Below are 14,330 nucleotides of genomic sequence, written 5' to 3' on the forward strand. Positions count from 1 at the left end.
CGCGCCCGCGGCGCGTACGGTGGGCGCATGGCACGCATCCTCGTCCTCGGCGCCCACGGCAGGGTCGCCCTCCTCGCCCAGCGCATGCTCAGCGACGCCGGGCACACCGTCCACGGCGCCATGCGCAACCCCGACCACGCGGCCGAGGTCGCCGAGTCCGGCGCCGAGCCGATCGTGCGCGACCTCGAGCGGCTCGAGCAGGCGGGCGTCGACGAGCTGCTGAAGGGCTTCGACGTCGTCGTCTGGTCGGCCGGCGCCGGCGGCGGCTCGCCCGAGCGCACGCGCGCCGTCGACCAGGACGCGGCGCTGCGGGTGCTGGATGCCGTGACGCGGTCGGGCGCGCGGCTCGTGATGGTGTCGTACTTCGGCGCGAGCCGCGACCACGGCATCGCCCGGGACGACCCGTTCTTCGCCTACGCCGAGGCGAAGTCCATCGTCGACGAGGCGATCCGCGACTCCGGCGCCGACTGGGTGATCCTGGCGCCGTCGACACTGACGATGGACGACGAGACCGGCATCGAGCTCGATGCGCCGGCCGGGTCGGTGCAGCCGGGCGAGATCCCGCGCGCCACCGTCGCGCGGATGATCGCCGAGGTCGTCGCGCACCCCGCGGTGCGCGGGCTGACGCTCCGGGCGAACCGCGGGGGCACGCCCGTCGCGGAGGCGCTCGGGTCGCTGCCCAACATGGGCTAGAGCTCGATCGACGCCATGTGCGAGCCGGAGACCTTCGCGTAGCCGAGGCTCGCGTACAGCCCGTCGGCACCCGTGGGGCTCGCGGTGTCGACGTCGAGCACGGCCGCCTCCATGCCGTCGGCCGCGAACGAGCGCATCCCGGCCGACAGCAGCGCGAGCGCGACGCGGCGGCCGCGGTAGGCGCGGCGCACGCCGAGCAGGTCGGTGTAGCCGAAGCGGTAGCCGCGCAGGGCGAAGTCGCCCTCGTAGCGGCTCGCGAGCTGGTACCCGACGACGAGCGGCGCGCCCGCCTCGAGGGCCGCGCGGGTGTCGTCGTCGGTCGAGGGGTCGGCGAGGAGCGCCGCGGTGTCGGGCGCGTCGTCGACGACGAGCCACGACCAGCCCGGGGCGAACTCGGTGCGGCCGCTCGTCCACTGCTCGGGAGTGGTCGGCTCGCTGCCCCAGTGGTCGCGGAACGCGTCGTTGTGCGCGAGCCTGGTGGGCTCGTCGAGCTCGGTGCTCCACGGCACGAGGCGCAGCGAGCCGGCGAGCTCGACCTCCGGGATGGGGTGCTCGGCGCCGAGCGGGCGCTTGAGGTCGGCGAACCACCGGCGCGGCTCGAAGCCGCCGGCCTCGTGCAGGCGCAGCTTCGACTCGGGCGCGTCGTCCTCGGCGAACGTCGCGATGCGCGCCGGCAGCTCCTTGCCGGAGGCGGCGAGCAGCTGCCGGGCGCGGGCGACGAGCCATGCCTGCAGCTGCGCGCCGATGCCCTCGCCGCGGCGCTCGGGGTGCACGTTGCCGAAGACGAAGGCACGCACGGTGCGCGCGTCGCCGGGCCGGGTCTCGGCGAAGCCGGATGCGACGAGGCGGCCGTCGGGGTCGAAGCCCAGGATCGAGTCGGTCTCGAGCCGCTTCCAGGGTGCGGCGAGGCCGTCGCGCACCTCGTCGAGCGACTCGCGGTACGGCTCGCGGTCGGCCTCGCCGACGGCGCCGAGCAGCGCGGTGAGCGCCGGTGCGTCGTCGACGGTCGCCGGGCGCCACGTGAGGCCTCCGGCGGTGAGCGGCGGCAGGGTGTCGGGCGCGGCGGCGCGCTCGGCGATCGGGGCGAGGTCGGCGGTCACCGGACAAGGCTATGAGGCGGTGGCCCTAGGGTCGAGTCATGACCCACCGACCCACTCGCATCGGCGTGCAGCTCGCGCCGCAGCACACGACCATGCAGGCCACGATCGACGCCGCGCGGCGGCTCGAGGAGATGGGCGTCGACGCCGTCTTCGGCTGGGACCACTTCTTCCCGCTCTCGGGCGACGCCGACGGCGCGCACTTCGAGGCGACGGCGCAGCTCGCGGCGTGGGCCGTCGCGACCGAGCGCGTGCAGATCGGCCCGCTGGTGTTCTGCAACTCGTACCGCAACCCCGATCTGCTCGCCGATGTCGCGCGCACGATCGACCACATCTCGCGCGGCCGGTTCGTCTTCGGCATCGGCTCCGGATGGTTCGAGCGCGACTACCTGGAGTACGGCTACGACTTCGGCTCGGTCGGGTCGCGGCTCGACGCCCTCGCGGCGGCGCTCCCGCGCATCCGTGCCCGCTGGGAGCGGCTCAACCCGCCGCCGGTCGGCGCGATGCCCATCCTCATCGGCGGCAAGGGGGAGCGGAAGACGCTGCCGCTCGTCGCCCGGCACGCCGACATCTGGCACTCCTTCGTCGGCCCCGACGAGCTGCCGCACAAGCTCGACGTGCTGCGAGAGCAGTGCGACGCGCTCGGGCGCGACGTCGACGAGATCGAGGTGTCGAACGGCGCGAGCGTGCGCGACGGCGTCGGGGGCGTCGGCTTCGAGCGCCTCGACGCGCTGCACGCGGCGGGCACGCGGATGCTAACGATCCCGCTCTCGGGCGACGACACGCCCGACGGCTACGCCCTCGACCGCGTGCCGGCCTTCCTCGAGTGGCGCGACCGGAAGAACGCCTAGGCCCGCAGCTGCTCGAGCAGCTCGTCGAGCACCGCGCGGTGCCCGCCGCGCGCGAAGGCGGCGCGCTGCAGCGCGGCCGAGCCGCCGCGCTCGACGACGCGCGTGACCGCGGCGAGCGAGCGCGTCGCGCCGAGGTCGGCGGCGATCGGCGCGAGCCGCTCGACCGCGTCGCCGAGCGCGTCGCGCACCGGCTGCAGCGTGCCGTCGGCGTCGACGATCGCGGTCGCGTCGAGCCCGTCGCGGGCCGAGCGCAGCTTGTTCTCGCGCACGAGCCACGAGGGCAGGTGGGCCGGCTCGTGCCCGGCGTCGAGCGCCCGCGACGCCTCCTCGACGAGGCAGTGCGTGAGCGCGGTCACCGCGGCGAGGTCGTCGATCGACGGCGCGCCGTCGGCGATGCGCACCTCGAGCGTGCCGAGCGTCGGCGACGGCCGCACGTCCCAGCGCAGCTCGGCGAGGTCGTCGATCACGCCCGCGCGCAGCATGTCGGCGAGGGTGCGCTCGTACTCCGCCCAGTCCTCGAGCATCGGCGGCAGCCCGCCCGTCGGCAGCTGCTGGAACAGCATCGTGCGGTGCGAGGCGTAGCCGGTGTCGGCGCCCTGCCAGAAGGGGCTCGAGGCCGAGAGCGCGAGGATGAGCGGCAGCCGGTCGAGCATCGTGCGCAGCAGCGGCACGACCTTGTCGCGCTGCTCGACGCCGACGTGGTTGTGCACGCCGAAGATGACGAGGCGGCGGCCCCAGTCGCCGGCCTTCTCGATCACGCGCCGGTAGCGCGGGTCGTCGCCCTGGCGCTGGTCGCGCCACTGGCTCGTCGGGTGTGTGCCGGTGCCCACGAGGGCCGCGCCGATCCGTCCGGCCGCCTCGACGGCCGTGTCGCGCATCCGCCGCAGCTCGTCGACCGCGTCGTCGGTGGTGTCGTGCACGCCCGTGATGAGCTCGATCATGCTCGTGAGGAACTCGTGGTCGAAGCGGCGGTCGCCGATCGCCCGCAGCAGCTCCTCGGCCCGCGGCACCATCTCGCCCGTCGCCGGGTCGACGACGGCCAGCTCCCACTCGACGCCGAGCGTCGAGCGGGCGGACGGTGCGAACTCCATGGCTCGAGGGTAGGGCCGCGCGGCCGGATGTCGCGCGGGTCGTGCCAGGGTGTGCCAGAATGGGGGGTCGAGCACGCGCCCCGACCCTCTACTCCGGCGCGCGCCGCTCACCGAGCTTTGCGGGTCGCGCATCACCCACGTGCGCAGGCCGCGGTGCAACCACGAGAACACAAAGCAGGAGAACTGTGGCAGTCAAGATCCGTCTGAAGCGCTTCGGCAAGATCCGCGCGCCCTACTACCGCGTCGTCGTGGCCGACTCGCGCACCAAGCGCGACGGCCGCGTCATCGAGGAGATCGGCAAGTACCACCCGACCGAGCACCCGTCGCTCATCGAGATCGACAGCGAGCGCGCGCAGTACTGGCTCGGCGTCGGCGCGCAGCCGACCGAGCAGGTCGCCGCGCTGCTGAAGCTCACCGGCGACTGGGGCAAGTTCTCGGGCGAGGGCTCGACCGAGAATCAGGTCAAGCAGCCCGAGGGCAAGAAGGCGTTCGTCGCCGACGAGGCCAAGAAGCCGGTGCTGAAGCCCAAGGCCGAGAAGCCCGCCGAGGCGCCCGCCCCGGCCGCGACCGAGTCGACCGACGCCGAGGAGGCCGCCCCGGCCGCCGACGAGGCCGAGAAGACCGAGTCCTGAGCATGCTGCGCGATGCTCTCGAGCACCTCGTGAAGGGGATCGTCGATCGCCCGGACGAGGTGCGCGTCGGCGCGCGCGACTCGCAGCGCGGCGAGGTCCTCGAGGTGCGCGTGCACCCCGAGGACCTCGGCCGCGTCATCGGGCGCGGCGGTCGCACCGCCGGCGCCCTGCGCACCGTCATCGGTGCGCTCCCCGGAGGACGCCGCGTCCGCGTGGACGTGGTGGACACCGATCGCTAGGCCCGCCGTGCCCGCGCGCACGCAGCTGCGCGTCGGCCGGCTCGCCAGGGCCCACGGGCTGAAGGGCGCGATCAAGGTCGAGCTCTACACCGACGAGCCCGAGCGCCGCTTCGTGCCCGGCGCGCGCTTCGCGCTGCAGGTGCCGACGTCGTCGAAGTGGCACGGCAAGTCGATCGAGCTGCTCGAGCTGCGCGTCTACAACGGCAGCCCCGTCGCGTTCTTCGCCGGCGTCACCGACCGCACCGAGGCCGAGTCGCTCATCAAGGCCGTGCTGTGGGTCGAGCAGGACGCCACCGAGCTGCCCGCCGAGCCCGACGCCTGGTACGTGCACCAGCTCGCCGGCCTCGACGTCTGGCGCGACGGCGAGCGCATCGGCCGCGTCATCCGCGTCGACCCGCTGCCCGCGCAGGACATGCTGATCGTCGAGCACCGCGGCGAGGAGGTCATGGTGCCGTTCGTGAAGGCGATCGTGCCCGAGGTCGACCTCCGCGCGGGCCGCATCACCGTCACGCCGCCGCCCGGGCTCTTCGAGGAGCTCGAGGCCGCCGACGACGAGCCCAACGCGCCGGCGACGTCCGGCGGCGACGCCGCGGCGGACGACGACGCGGCGCCCGTCGCAGCGACGGGTGCCGCGGCCGACGCTGCCCTCGCCGACGCGATGGTGGCCGACGTGCCCGCCGAGCCCGAGGCATCCGCCGACGGCGCCGGCGACCCGCCCGCGCGGGGCTGAGCCGTGCGCCTCGACATCATCACGATCTTCCCGGAGTTCTTCGGGGTGCTCGACGTCTCGCTGCTCGGACGGGCCCGCCGCGACGGGCTGCTCGAGCTGGGCGTGCACGACCTGCGGCAGTGGACCCACGACCGGCACCGCACCGTCGACGACACCCCCTACGGCGGCGGCGCCGGCATGGTCATGCGGCCCGAGCCGTGGGGCGAGGCCTTCGACGCGCTCCTCGGCCCGTCGGACGACGGCGCGGGGTCGGATGCGCTGGTCGTGTTCCCGACGCCCGCGGGCGTGCCCTTCACCCAGGCGCTCGCCCGGCAGCTCGCCGCCGAGCCGCGCATCGTCTTCGCGTGCGGCCGCTACGAGGGCATCGACGCGCGCGTCGCCGAGCACGTCGCGGGCCGCGCGCGCGTGCTCGAGGTCAGCCTCGGCGACTACGTGCTCAACGGCGGCGAGGTCGCGGTGATGGCGATGATCGAGGCGATCGGCCGGCTCGTGCCGGGCGTCGTCGGCAATCCGGAGTCGCTCGTCGAGGAGAGCCACGAGGCGGGCCTGCTCGAGCACCCGTCGTACACGAAGCCGCAGACCTGGCGCGGGCTCGAGGTGCCGGAGGTGCTGCGCAGCGGCAACCACGCGGCGATCGCCGCCTGGCGCCACGAGCAGGCGCTCGAGCGCACGCGCCGCGTGCGCCCCGACCTGCTGCCCGCCGACGAGGCGGGGGAGGGCGGCCAGCCCTCAGCGAACACCCGGGCGCGCCCTGCCGCCGATCGGTAGCCTCGGGGGCATGGCCACGAGCGCGAGCACCCCCGGCAGCCGGCGCCCGGCAGCGAACGGTGCCGACCGCCCCTGGCCGCTGCGCGCCTTCTTCTGGACGATGGTGGCCTCGATCATCGCGCTGCCCGCGTGGATCATGTTCGGCCGCGGGCTCGCCGGTGCGCCGCTCGGCGACGCGCTGCTGCTGCAGGCCTTCCTCGGCCCGGGCCTCGCGCTGCTCATCGGCCTCGTCGTGGGGCTCACCGTCGCGCGCAAGGAGGTGCGCCGGCCGCGCGCCGTCACGTGGCGCGACGTGCGCCTCATCGGCCCCTGGCTGCTCGTCATCGCGCTCATGGGCCTCACGGTGGTCGACACCGCCGGCGGCCGCACCGGCAGCGCGCTCACCGCCTGGCTCGGCGACGGCTGGCTCACCGCATCCCAGTCGTTCACCGCCATCGCCGTGATGGCGACCATCATCGGCGGCGCGGTGCTCGCGTGGCTCCAGGTGCTCGAGCTCGGCCGCGAGACGCGCGCCCGCGTCGAGCGCGTCGTCGCCGACCTGCAGGCGCCCGTCATCGAGCAGCGCGCCCGCCAGGAGGACGCCGCCTTCGAGCGCATCGACGGCCCGCAGGCGGGCCGCGTCATCCGCATCGAGGACGACGACCGGCGCTGACGCCGCGCTCGGGTTCGCGCCGGGCATCCGCGTGTGGCAGAATGGCCCGTTGGTGCCATGCACTGCTCCCGCTCTCGAGCGGCCTCTGCCACAGGGGAGAGCACACCGGCACCCCACCCCGAACCCAGAACGCGGCCGACCTGTGGCGGCTGCAGAGAGCGATACCGCCATGCACATCCTCGACAAGGTCGACGCAGCCAGCCTCCGCACCGACGTCCCCGACTTCCGCCCCGGCGACAACGTCAAGGTCCACGTCAACATCATCGAGGGCTCGCGCTCGCGCGTCCAGATCTTCCAGGGCGTCGTCATCGGCCGCTCGGGCCACGGCGTCCGCGAGACCTTCACGGTCCGCAAGGTGTCGTTCCAGGTCGGCGTCGAGCGCACCTTCCCCGTGCACTCCCCGGTCATCGACCGGATCGAGCTCGTCAGCCGCGGCGACGTCCGCCGCGCGAAGCTCTACTACCTGCGCGGCCTGCGCGGCAAGGCCGCCAAGATCCGCGAGAAGCGCGACCACTCCTGATCGACGCGAACGGGGCCGGCGGCATGCCGGCCCCGTTCGTCGTGCTCGTGGCCGAATCGTGATCGACGGCGGCGCGCGCGGCGCGGGGCGGGCACGCGCTCGCACCTAGACTTGCCGAGGGCGAAAGGGCGGGGATGACGGAGACGGTCGAGACCGGCGAGACGGGCCGGGGCGACGGCGGATCCGGGCGCGGCTTCCTGCTGTTCCTGCGCGACCTGGCCGTCATCTTCCTGGTCGCGCTGCTGATCTCGTTCCTCGTGAAGACGTTCCTGATCCGGCCGTTCTGGATCCCGTCCGAGTCGATGAACGACACCCTGCAGGTCGACGACCGCATCATCGTGAGCCTCCTGACGCCGACGGTCTTCGCGATCGACCGCGGCGAGGTCGTCGTGTTCGAGGATCCGGGCGGCTGGCTGCCCGAGCCGGAGCAGGAGGAGGAGACGGGCCTCGTCGGCGCGATCGACTGGTTCCTGACCTTCGTCGGCCTCGCGCCGGAGGACGACCACGGCTACCTCATCAAGCGCGTCATCGGCCTGCCCGGCGACCGCGTGCAGTGCTGCAACGAGTTCGGGCAGCTCACGGTCAACGGCGTGCCCATCGACGAGCCCTACCTCCACCTCGACCTCGCCGGCCAGCCCGCGAGCTCGATGTCGTTCGACGTGACGGTGCCCGAGGGCCACCTGTGGGTGCTCGGCGACAACCGCAACCACTCGGGCGACTCCCGCGCGCACATGGACGCCCCGGGCGGCGGCTTCGTGCCCATCGCCTCCGTCGTCGGCCGCGCCGTGCTCATCTCGTGGCCCGTCGAGCGCTGGACGTGGCTCGACAGCTACGACTCGTCCTTCGTCGGCGTCGAGCCGCAGGGCGCGGCGGTCGCCCGCGAGCTGCCGCTCGTCGTCCCGGGCTGATGCCTGCGGTCCCGACGCTCGAGCTCGAGCGGGAGCTGTGGGCGGATGCGTCCCTCGTCATCGGGATGGACGAGGTCGGCCGCGGCGCGCTCGCCGGGCCGGTCAGCGTCGGCGCGCTCGCGCTCGGCGCCGACTGCGGGCCGACGCCCGAGCACCTGCGCGACTCGAAGACGATGACCGTGCTGCGGCGCACGGCGACGGCGCCGCTCGTGCGCTCGTGGGGGGTGAGCGCCGTCGGGCACGCGACGAACGAGGAGATCGACCGGCTCGGCATCCAGGTGGCGCTCGGCCTCGCCGGCCGCCGCGCGCTCGTCGGGCTCCACGAGGCCGGCATCGACGTGCCGCGCGCCGCGATCCTCCTCGATGGCACGCACGACTGGCTCGCGCCGGCGCTGCGCGCCCCCGTGCGCACGATCCTGCGCGCCAAGGCCGACCGCGACTGCGCCTCCGTCTCGGGCGCCGCGCTCGTCGCGAAGGTCGAGCGCGACGGGCGCATGGTGGAGGCCGATGGCGTGCACCCCGGCTACGGCTGGCACTCGAACAAGGGCTACGGCTCCGCGGCCCACCTCAGCGCGATCGCTGAGCTCGGGCCGAGCGCGCTGCACCGGCGCACCTGGCTGCACTGACGCATCCGCGACCGCCGGCGCAGCGGCGCACCGCGCCGCCGCGCGCCGGGCTCAGACGTCGAAGGAGCGGCGGGAGCGCCGCTGCCACAGCCACACGACGAGCGCGATGATCGCGATGAGCACGGCGCCGATCGCGACGAGCACGCCGATGAGCGCCCACGGCACGGCCGTCTGCCCGGGCTGCACCGCCTCGCCCGCCGCCTGCTCGCCGTCGGTCGGCGGCGGCGCGGTGCCCGAGAGGTCGGGCGCGCCCTGGGACTCGCCCACCACCTCGATGGTGACGATGAGGCGCGAGGGGGTCGTGCCCGCGTCGGCGCCGAAGCCGACTGCGACGATGTGCTCGCCCGACAGCACCGCGCGCCGCACGAGGCCCGGGTTCGCGTCGAAGCGCACGGGCGCGGTGGTCGCGGCGACCGCGTCGCCCGCCTCGGGCATCGCCTGCGACCAGCGCGTGCCGTCGGCCGTGGTCGCGAGCAGCGCCGCGACATCCGCCCCCACGGGGTCGAGCACCTGCAGGATGCCCCACGCGTTCGCGGGCGCCGGAAGCGCCGGGTCGAGGCTCGCGTGCACGCGCACCGACTGGCCCCAGTCGGCCTGCACCCGGAAGAACTGGAACTCGCTCGGCAGCATCTCGGTCGTGTAGGAGCCGGGCTCGACGAGCGGCGCGTCGTTGAGGCTCGAGCCGCCCACGGCGGCGCCCGCCGCGCCGTCGGCGGGGATCGAGAGCTCCCAGCCGCGCTCCGCGTCGATCGGCGGCGGCAGCTGCGCGGCGTCGCTCGGCCACGCGTGCTCGGCGATGCGCAGCTCGAAGGGCACCGGCGAGTCGGGCGGCGTCACCACCTCGAGCCGCAGCAGCAGCTGCTCGGCGGTCGCGCACGGGTGCTGCGGCGAGCCCTCGGCGGCCGAGAGCCGGCCGGTGAAGACCGAGAAGCGGTCGTCGCCGAGCGCGATGATGTCGGTCGTGTCGCACGGCTCGCCCGCGAGGGTGCTGAGCGACGCGTCGACCTCGAGGCTGCCCTCGTGCGGCAGCCGGCCGGCGAGCCCGACGTGGATGACCGACCCGGGCCGGGTGCGCTCGACGAGGTAGTGCAGCGAGGCGACGTCGCCGCCGAGCTCGTCGACGTACTGCGTGCCGGGCACGAGCGCAGGCGCACCCTCTGCCTCGGCCACCCCGTCGATGGGCTCGCCGACGACGTCGAAGGGGCGGAACGCGCGCGTCGAGAGCCGCTCGAGCGCGTGCTGCAGGCTCGAGGCCTCCGACACGTCGAGGTAGTCGCCCCGGCCGCGGTCGGCGACGCACTGCAGCTGCTCGCGCGCCGCGTCGTCGACGTCGAAGCCGATGACGTCGATGCGCATCGCGATGTCGTTCGCCGTCAGCTCGGCCGCGACGACGCAGGGGTCGGGCTCGCAGTTGGCGATGCCGTCCGAGACGAGCAGGATCGCGCGCTGGCCGTCGTCGCCGAGGTCGGCGCCGGCCTGCTGCAGCGCGTGCCCGATCGGCGTCTCGCCGGCGGGGGAGAGGGCGTCGACGGATGCGCGGAGCGCGTCGCGGTTGTCGGTGCCGATGGGCACGAGCAGCTGCGAGTCGCTGCAGGAGGCGGCGCTCCCGAGCTCGGTCGCGCCGAAGACGCGCAGGCCCACGCGGTTGGGGTCGGGCAGCTCGCCGATCACGACGCCGAGGGCCGACTGCGCCGCGTCCATGCGCGAGGTGCCGTCGGTGGTGGGCTCGGCCATCGAGCCCGAGGAGTCGACGACGATCATGAGCCCGCCGTCGCCGGTCGACGGCGACGTGGCGGTCGCGGGGGCGGGCTGGAGCGCGCCCGCGGCGAGCGCGAGCGCGCCGCTGAGCGCGAGCGTCAGGACGATCCGCCGCATGGCAGCTCCGTTCCGTGCAAAGTTTCCGGTTCAGAATCTACGACCTCCGGGCTGTCCGCGGTGCGCAGCGCGCCTCAGCATCTGCGAAGCGGTCGCCCTGGGTCGGGTGGACATACGATGGCGGCATGGAACCCGAGGACATCGAGGACTACGACCGCGAGGTCGAGCTGGCCCTCTTCAAGGAGTATCGAGACGTCGTCGGCATGTTCAAGCACGTGGTCGAGACCGAGCGCCGCTTCTACCTCGCGAACGACGTGAAGGTCACCCGGCACGACGCCGGCACCGACTTCTACTTCGAGCTCGAGCTCACCGACGTGTGGGTGTGGGACATCTACCGCTCCGACCGCTTCATCAAGTCGGCGCGGGTGCTGACGTTCAAGGACGTCAACGTCGAGGAGCTCGCCTCGCGCGACCTGGAGCTGCCGAAGGACCTCGCGATCGAGGAGTGACCGGCGACGGCCGCAGGGCGACGGCGGCCGTTCTCCACAGGCGGGCACCGCTCCCGCCCGCGTGCCGCCGCGCATCCGCTTCCATGCCCGCATGCGAGCGAAGGATCAGCTGGGCCTCGACGGCGAGGCGGCCGCGAGCGTGCACCTCGAGCGGGCGGGCATGCGCATCATCGACCGCCGATGGCGCTGCCCGCACGGCGAGCTCGACATCGTCGCCGTCGACGGCGAGACGCTCGTCTTCGTCGAGGTGAAGACCCGCCGCGGGCTCGGCTTCGGGCACCCGTTCGAGGCGATCACGCCCGACAAGGTGCGGCGGCTGCGCACGCTCGCGGGGCTGTGGCTCTCGGCCACCGGGCATCGCGGCCCGATCCGCATGGATGCCGTGGGCGTCATCGCGCCGCGCTCGGGCACGTGGCGGGTCGAGCACCTGCGGGGCATCGAGTGAGCGGCTTCGGCCGCGCCGCGTGCGTCGCGCTGCAGGGGCTCGCGGGCGTCGGCGTGCAGATCGAGGTGCACGCCTCGGCGGGGCTGCCGCGCGTGCACATCGTCGGGCTGCCCGACCGCGCGGTGCAGCAGGCGCAGCACCGCACCTGGAGCGCCATCGCCCGCATGGGGCTCAGCGCCCCGCAGGGCAAGACCGTGATCAACCTCACGCCCGCGTCGCTGCCGAAAGCGGGCACCCACTTCGACCTGGCGATGGCCGTCGCGGTGCTGCGCACCTCCGGGGTGGTGCCGCCCGACGACGGCGAGACGGCGCTGCTGGGCGAGCTGGGGCTCGACGGCCGCCTGCGGCCGGTCGCGGGCACGCTGCCGCTCGCCCGCGCCGCGGCCGAGGCGGGCATGACCCGCGTCGTCGTGCCCACGGCGTCCGTCGACGAGGCGTCGCTCGTGGCGGGCCTGCGCGTGCTGGGTGCGCCCAGCCTCGCCCACGCGGCGGCGCTGCTCGGCGCCGAGCTCGACCCGGAGCCCGTCGAGCCCGTCACGGCGGCGCCCGCGCCGCAGCGGGAGGCGGCGGCGCTCGACCTCGCCGACGTCGTCGGCAACCGCGACGCCGTCGCCGCGCTCGAGGTCGCTGCCGCCGGCGCGCACCACCTGATGATGGTGGGGCCGCCCGGCGCGGGCAAGACGATGCTGGCGATGCGGCTGCCGGGCATCCTGCCGCCGCTCGAGCCCGAGCAGGCGCTCGAGGTCGCGTCGCTGCGCTCGCTCGCGGGCGAGCCCCCGCCCGCGACGCTCGACGTCGTGCCGCCGTTCGAGCAGCCGCACCACTCGGCGACCGCGGCAGCGCTCATCGGCGGCGGCTCGGGCACGATCCGGCCCGGCGCCGCGGCCCGCGCCACGCACGGCGTGCTCTTCCTCGACGAGGCGCCCGAGTTCCCGCGCACCGTGCTCGACATGCTGCGCCAGCCGCTCGAGTCGGGCACCATCACGATCCACCGCGCGGCGGGCGTCGCCGCCTTCCCCGCGCGCTTCCAGCTGCTGCTCGCCGCCAACCCGTGCCCGTGCGGGCTCTTCGGCACCGGCGACTGCACGTGCGCGCCGCAGCAGCGGCGGCGCTACTTCGGCCGGCTCTCCGGTCCGCTGCTCGACCGCGTCGACCTCCACGTGCGCGTCGACCGCGTCGCGCCCGGTCTCGACGGCGACCGGCGGACGACGGCGGATGCGTCGGCGCGGGTCGCCGAGGCCCGCGCCCGCGCTGCGCGCAGGCTGGCCGGCACCGGCTGGACGGCGATGGGCCACGTGCCGGGCCCGTGGCTGCGCCGCAGCCTCCCGCTCGACGCGAGCCTGCTCGAGCCGCTGGTCGTCGCGGTCGAGCGGGGCGCGCTGACGATGCGCGGCATGGACCGCGCCGTGCGCGTCGCGTGGACGATGGCCGACCTCGACGGCGCCGACGCGCCCACGCGCGCCCACATCGGTCGAGCGCTCGCCCTCAGGAAGGGGATCCCGGCATGACGCCGTTCCGACTCGAGCCTGCGCGGCTGCGCGAGGCGGTCGTCCCGACGCTGCCGCCGGGCGCGGCCGAGCCCGATGACGCGGCCGTGGCCGCTCGCTTCGCCGCCGGTGCCTGGACGGTGCTGCCCGAGCCGGGCGACGGCGCCGCAGGCATCGTGCGCGAGCGGCTCGGCGCCGTGCGCGCGCTGCAGCTGCTGGTGGAGGGCGCCTCGGCCGCCGACTGGGGTCGCGAGCTCGACGACGCCGAGGATCGGCGGGCGGTGGCCGACGCGCTCGGCCGCTGGCAGCCCCGCCTCGCCGCCGAGCGCATCCTCGCCGCCTTCTCGCAGGGCGCCGCCTTCGGCCAGCGGCTCGTGACGCGCGACGACGCGCACTGGCCGGCCGGGCTCGATGACCTCGGCCCGCACGCGCCGGCCGCGGTCTGGGTGCGCGGCGACCCGGCGGCCCTGTCGGCCTGCGCGCGCTCGGCCGCGCTGGTCGGCTCGCGCGCGTCGTCGGGCTACGGCGAGCTCGTCACCGCACAGCTCGCCTCCGGGCTCGTCGCGCGCGGGTTCGCGGTCGTCTCCGGCGGCGCCTACGGCATCGACGGCGCCGGGCACCGGGCCGCGCTCGCGGCGGGAGGCACGACGGTCGCGGTGCTCGCCGGCGGGCTCGACCGCTTCTACCCGGCCGGGCACGACGAGCTGCTGCGGCGGGTCGCCTCGAGCGGTTGCGTCATCGCCGAGGCGCCCAGCGGCGTGCCGCCCACCCGCTGGCGGTTCCTCGCGCGCAACCGGCTGATCGCGGCGCTCGCGAGCGCGACGGTCGTCGTCGAGGCCGGGCAGCGGTCGGGCTCGATCAACACGGCGGGGCACGCGGCGGCCCTCGGCAGGCCCCTCGGCGCGGTGCCAGGCCCGGTCACCTCCGGCTCCAGCACCGGCTGCCACCGGCTGCTGCGCGAGTACGGCGCGGCAGTGGTCGAGCGCGCGGAGCACGTCGTCGAGCTGCTCGACGGCCCGGGGGAGGAGCAGCACGCGCTCGGCGGGCTGACGAGCGACGAGCTGCGGGTGCTCGACGCCCTGAGCGCCCGCGCGCCGCGGGGCGTCGACGAGCTGGCGGTGCGCACGGGCATGGCGAGGGGCGACGTGGTCGCGTCGCTCGCGCTGCTCGAGCTCGGCGCGCGGGCCCTCGAGCGGGCGAGCGGCTGGGTGCGGGCGGCGCCGCAGGGGAGCGGGTGAGCGGGCGCCCCGCCTCCTGCCGCGGCGCG

At 75.2% G+C, this 14,330-nt stretch carries 17 protein-coding genes; 14 read left to right on the forward strand and 3 right to left on the reverse strand.

Annotation, left to right across the window (positions count from 1 at the left end):
- Positions 1–27: 27 nt before the first annotated feature.
- Positions 28–693 carry an NAD(P)H-binding protein gene (locus FQ330_RS08950; RefSeq protein ID WP_146356867.1) on the forward strand — a complete coding sequence of 222 codons (666 nt, stop codon included), beginning with the start codon at positions 28–30 and terminating at the stop codon, positions 691–693.
- Here FQ330_RS08950 and FQ330_RS08955 read toward each other — a convergent pair.
- Positions 690–1,793, reverse strand: a complete 1,104-nt coding sequence (locus FQ330_RS08955) for a GNAT family N-acetyltransferase (RefSeq protein ID WP_146356869.1) — start codon at positions 1,791–1,793, stop codon at positions 690–692. The two genes, FQ330_RS08950 and FQ330_RS08955, sit on opposite strands and share 4 nt — an antisense overlap.
- Positions 1,794–1,831: 38 nt before the next feature.
- Here FQ330_RS08955 and FQ330_RS08960 point away from each other — a divergent pair, with 38 nt between their 5' ends.
- On the forward strand, positions 1,832–2,641 hold the full coding sequence (locus tag FQ330_RS08960) for an LLM class F420-dependent oxidoreductase (protein WP_146356871.1): 810 nt from the start codon (positions 1,832–1,834) through the stop codon (positions 2,639–2,641).
- On the opposite strand, the gene FQ330_RS08965 is transcribed toward FQ330_RS08960, so the two are convergent.
- Positions 2,638–3,732: a glutamate--cysteine ligase 2 gene (locus FQ330_RS08965; protein ID WP_164877046.1), complete on the reverse strand. Its 1,095-nt coding sequence runs from the start codon at positions 3,730–3,732 to the stop codon at positions 2,638–2,640. The genes FQ330_RS08960 and FQ330_RS08965 overlap by 4 nt on opposite strands.
- Positions 3,733–3,917: 185 nt before the next feature.
- Between FQ330_RS08965 and rpsP the strand changes: the two genes are divergently transcribed.
- The 8 genes from rpsP to FQ330_RS09005 all read left to right on the forward strand — a co-directional run bounded on the left by rpsP (position 3,918) and on the right by FQ330_RS09005 (position 8,807).
- On the forward strand, positions 3,918–4,364 hold the full coding sequence (gene rpsP, locus FQ330_RS08970; RefSeq protein WP_128188721.1) for a 30S ribosomal protein S16: 447 nt from the start codon (positions 3,918–3,920) through the stop codon (positions 4,362–4,364).
- Positions 4,365–4,366: 2 nt separating this feature from the next.
- Positions 4,367–4,603: an RNA-binding protein gene (locus FQ330_RS08975; RefSeq protein ID WP_128188720.1), complete on the forward strand. Its 237-nt coding sequence runs from the start codon at positions 4,367–4,369 to the stop codon at positions 4,601–4,603.
- 7 nt (positions 4,604–4,610) lie between these two features.
- Positions 4,611–5,333 carry a ribosome maturation factor RimM gene (gene rimM, locus FQ330_RS08980; RefSeq protein WP_225792779.1) on the forward strand — a complete coding sequence of 241 codons (723 nt, stop codon included), beginning with the start codon at positions 4,611–4,613 and terminating at the stop codon, positions 5,331–5,333.
- Positions 5,334–5,336: 3 nt separating this feature from the next.
- Entirely contained in the window at positions 5,337–6,101 is a 765-nt protein-coding gene (gene trmD, locus FQ330_RS08985; RefSeq protein ID WP_146356875.1) for a tRNA (guanosine(37)-N1)-methyltransferase TrmD, read from the forward strand.
- A gap of 10 nt (positions 6,102–6,111) precedes the next feature.
- Positions 6,112–6,753 (forward strand): hypothetical protein, encoded by a 642-nt coding sequence (locus FQ330_RS08990; RefSeq protein WP_128188718.1) that lies wholly within the window; start codon positions 6,112–6,114, stop codon positions 6,751–6,753.
- Positions 6,754–6,922: 169 nt separating this feature from the next.
- Positions 6,923–7,273, forward strand: coding sequence for a 50S ribosomal protein L19 (gene rplS, locus FQ330_RS08995; RefSeq protein WP_128188717.1), 351 nt, complete (start codon positions 6,923–6,925; stop codon positions 7,271–7,273).
- Positions 7,274–7,407: 134 nt separating this feature from the next.
- Complete coding sequence (lepB, locus tag FQ330_RS09000) at positions 7,408–8,181, forward strand: signal peptidase I (RefSeq protein ID WP_146356877.1); 774 nt, start codon at positions 7,408–7,410, stop codon at positions 8,179–8,181.
- Positions 8,181–8,807: a ribonuclease HII gene (locus tag FQ330_RS09005; RefSeq protein ID WP_192575893.1), complete on the forward strand. Its 627-nt coding sequence runs from the start codon at positions 8,181–8,183 to the stop codon at positions 8,805–8,807. Before lepB ends, FQ330_RS09005 begins: the two co-directional genes overlap by 1 nt.
- Before the next feature lie 51 nt (positions 8,808–8,858).
- On the opposite strand, the gene FQ330_RS09010 is transcribed toward FQ330_RS09005, so the two are convergent.
- Complete coding sequence (locus FQ330_RS09010) at positions 8,859–10,682, reverse strand: vWA domain-containing protein (protein ID WP_146356879.1); 1,824 nt, start codon at positions 10,680–10,682, stop codon at positions 8,859–8,861.
- 125 nt (positions 10,683–10,807) lie between these two features.
- On the opposite strand from FQ330_RS09010, the gene FQ330_RS09015 reads away from it, so the two are divergent.
- The 4 genes from FQ330_RS09015 (at position 10,808) to dprA (ending at position 14,301) form a co-directional block, all read left to right on the forward strand.
- Entirely contained in the window at positions 10,808–11,131 is a 324-nt protein-coding gene (locus FQ330_RS09015; protein ID WP_123698192.1) for a DUF2469 domain-containing protein, read from the forward strand.
- A 91-nt stretch (positions 11,132–11,222) separates the two neighbouring features.
- Positions 11,223–11,576, forward strand: a complete 354-nt coding sequence (locus FQ330_RS09020) for a YraN family protein (protein ID WP_146356881.1) — start codon at positions 11,223–11,225, stop codon at positions 11,574–11,576.
- Positions 11,573–13,084: a YifB family Mg chelatase-like AAA ATPase gene (locus FQ330_RS09025; RefSeq protein WP_146356883.1), complete on the forward strand. Its 1,512-nt coding sequence runs from the start codon at positions 11,573–11,575 to the stop codon at positions 13,082–13,084. Before FQ330_RS09020 ends, FQ330_RS09025 begins: the two co-directional genes overlap by 4 nt.
- Positions 13,081–14,301: a DNA-processing protein DprA gene (dprA, locus tag FQ330_RS09030; protein ID WP_146356885.1), complete on the forward strand. Its 1,221-nt coding sequence runs from the start codon at positions 13,081–13,083 to the stop codon at positions 14,299–14,301. The genes FQ330_RS09025 and dprA overlap by 4 nt, the downstream gene beginning before the upstream one ends.
- Positions 14,302–14,330: the final 29 nt, after the last annotated feature.

It is taken from the genome of Agrococcus sediminis, assembly GCF_007923295.1.
Taxonomy (GTDB): Bacteria; Actinomycetota; Actinomycetes; order Actinomycetales; family Microbacteriaceae; genus Agrococcus; species Agrococcus sediminis.

Bases quoted from the DNA above. Each gene is read 5' to 3' on its own strand.
- FQ330_RS08950 (WP_146356867.1), top strand. From the start codon at position 28: ATGGCACGCATCCTCGTCCTCGGCGCCCACGGCAGGGTCGCCCTCCTC.
- FQ330_RS08960 (WP_146356871.1), top strand. From the start codon at position 1,832: ATGACCCACCGACCCACTCGCATCGGCGTGCAGCTCGCGCCGCAGCAC.
- FQ330_RS08965 (WP_164877046.1), bottom strand. From the start codon at position 3,732: ATGGAGTTCGCACCGTCCGCCCGCTCGACGCTCGGCGTCGAGTGGGAG.
- FQ330_RS08975 (WP_128188720.1), top strand. From the start codon at position 4,367: ATGCTGCGCGATGCTCTCGAGCACCTCGTGAAGGGGATCGTCGATCGC.
- FQ330_RS08990 (WP_128188718.1), top strand. From the start codon at position 6,112: ATGGCCACGAGCGCGAGCACCCCCGGCAGCCGGCGCCCGGCAGCGAAC.
- rplS (WP_128188717.1), top strand. From the start codon at position 6,923: ATGCACATCCTCGACAAGGTCGACGCAGCCAGCCTCCGCACCGACGTC.
- lepB (WP_146356877.1), top strand. From the start codon at position 7,408: ATGACGGAGACGGTCGAGACCGGCGAGACGGGCCGGGGCGACGGCGGA.
- FQ330_RS09005 (WP_192575893.1), top strand. From the start codon at position 8,181: ATGCCTGCGGTCCCGACGCTCGAGCTCGAGCGGGAGCTGTGGGCGGAT.
- FQ330_RS09010 (WP_146356879.1), bottom strand. From the start codon at position 10,682: ATGCGGCGGATCGTCCTGACGCTCGCGCTCAGCGGCGCGCTCGCGCTC.
- FQ330_RS09015 (WP_123698192.1), top strand. From the start codon at position 10,808: ATGGAACCCGAGGACATCGAGGACTACGACCGCGAGGTCGAGCTGGCC.
- FQ330_RS09020 (WP_146356881.1), top strand. From the start codon at position 11,223: ATGCGAGCGAAGGATCAGCTGGGCCTCGACGGCGAGGCGGCCGCGAGC.
- dprA (WP_146356885.1), top strand. From the start codon at position 13,081: ATGACGCCGTTCCGACTCGAGCCTGCGCGGCTGCGCGAGGCGGTCGTC.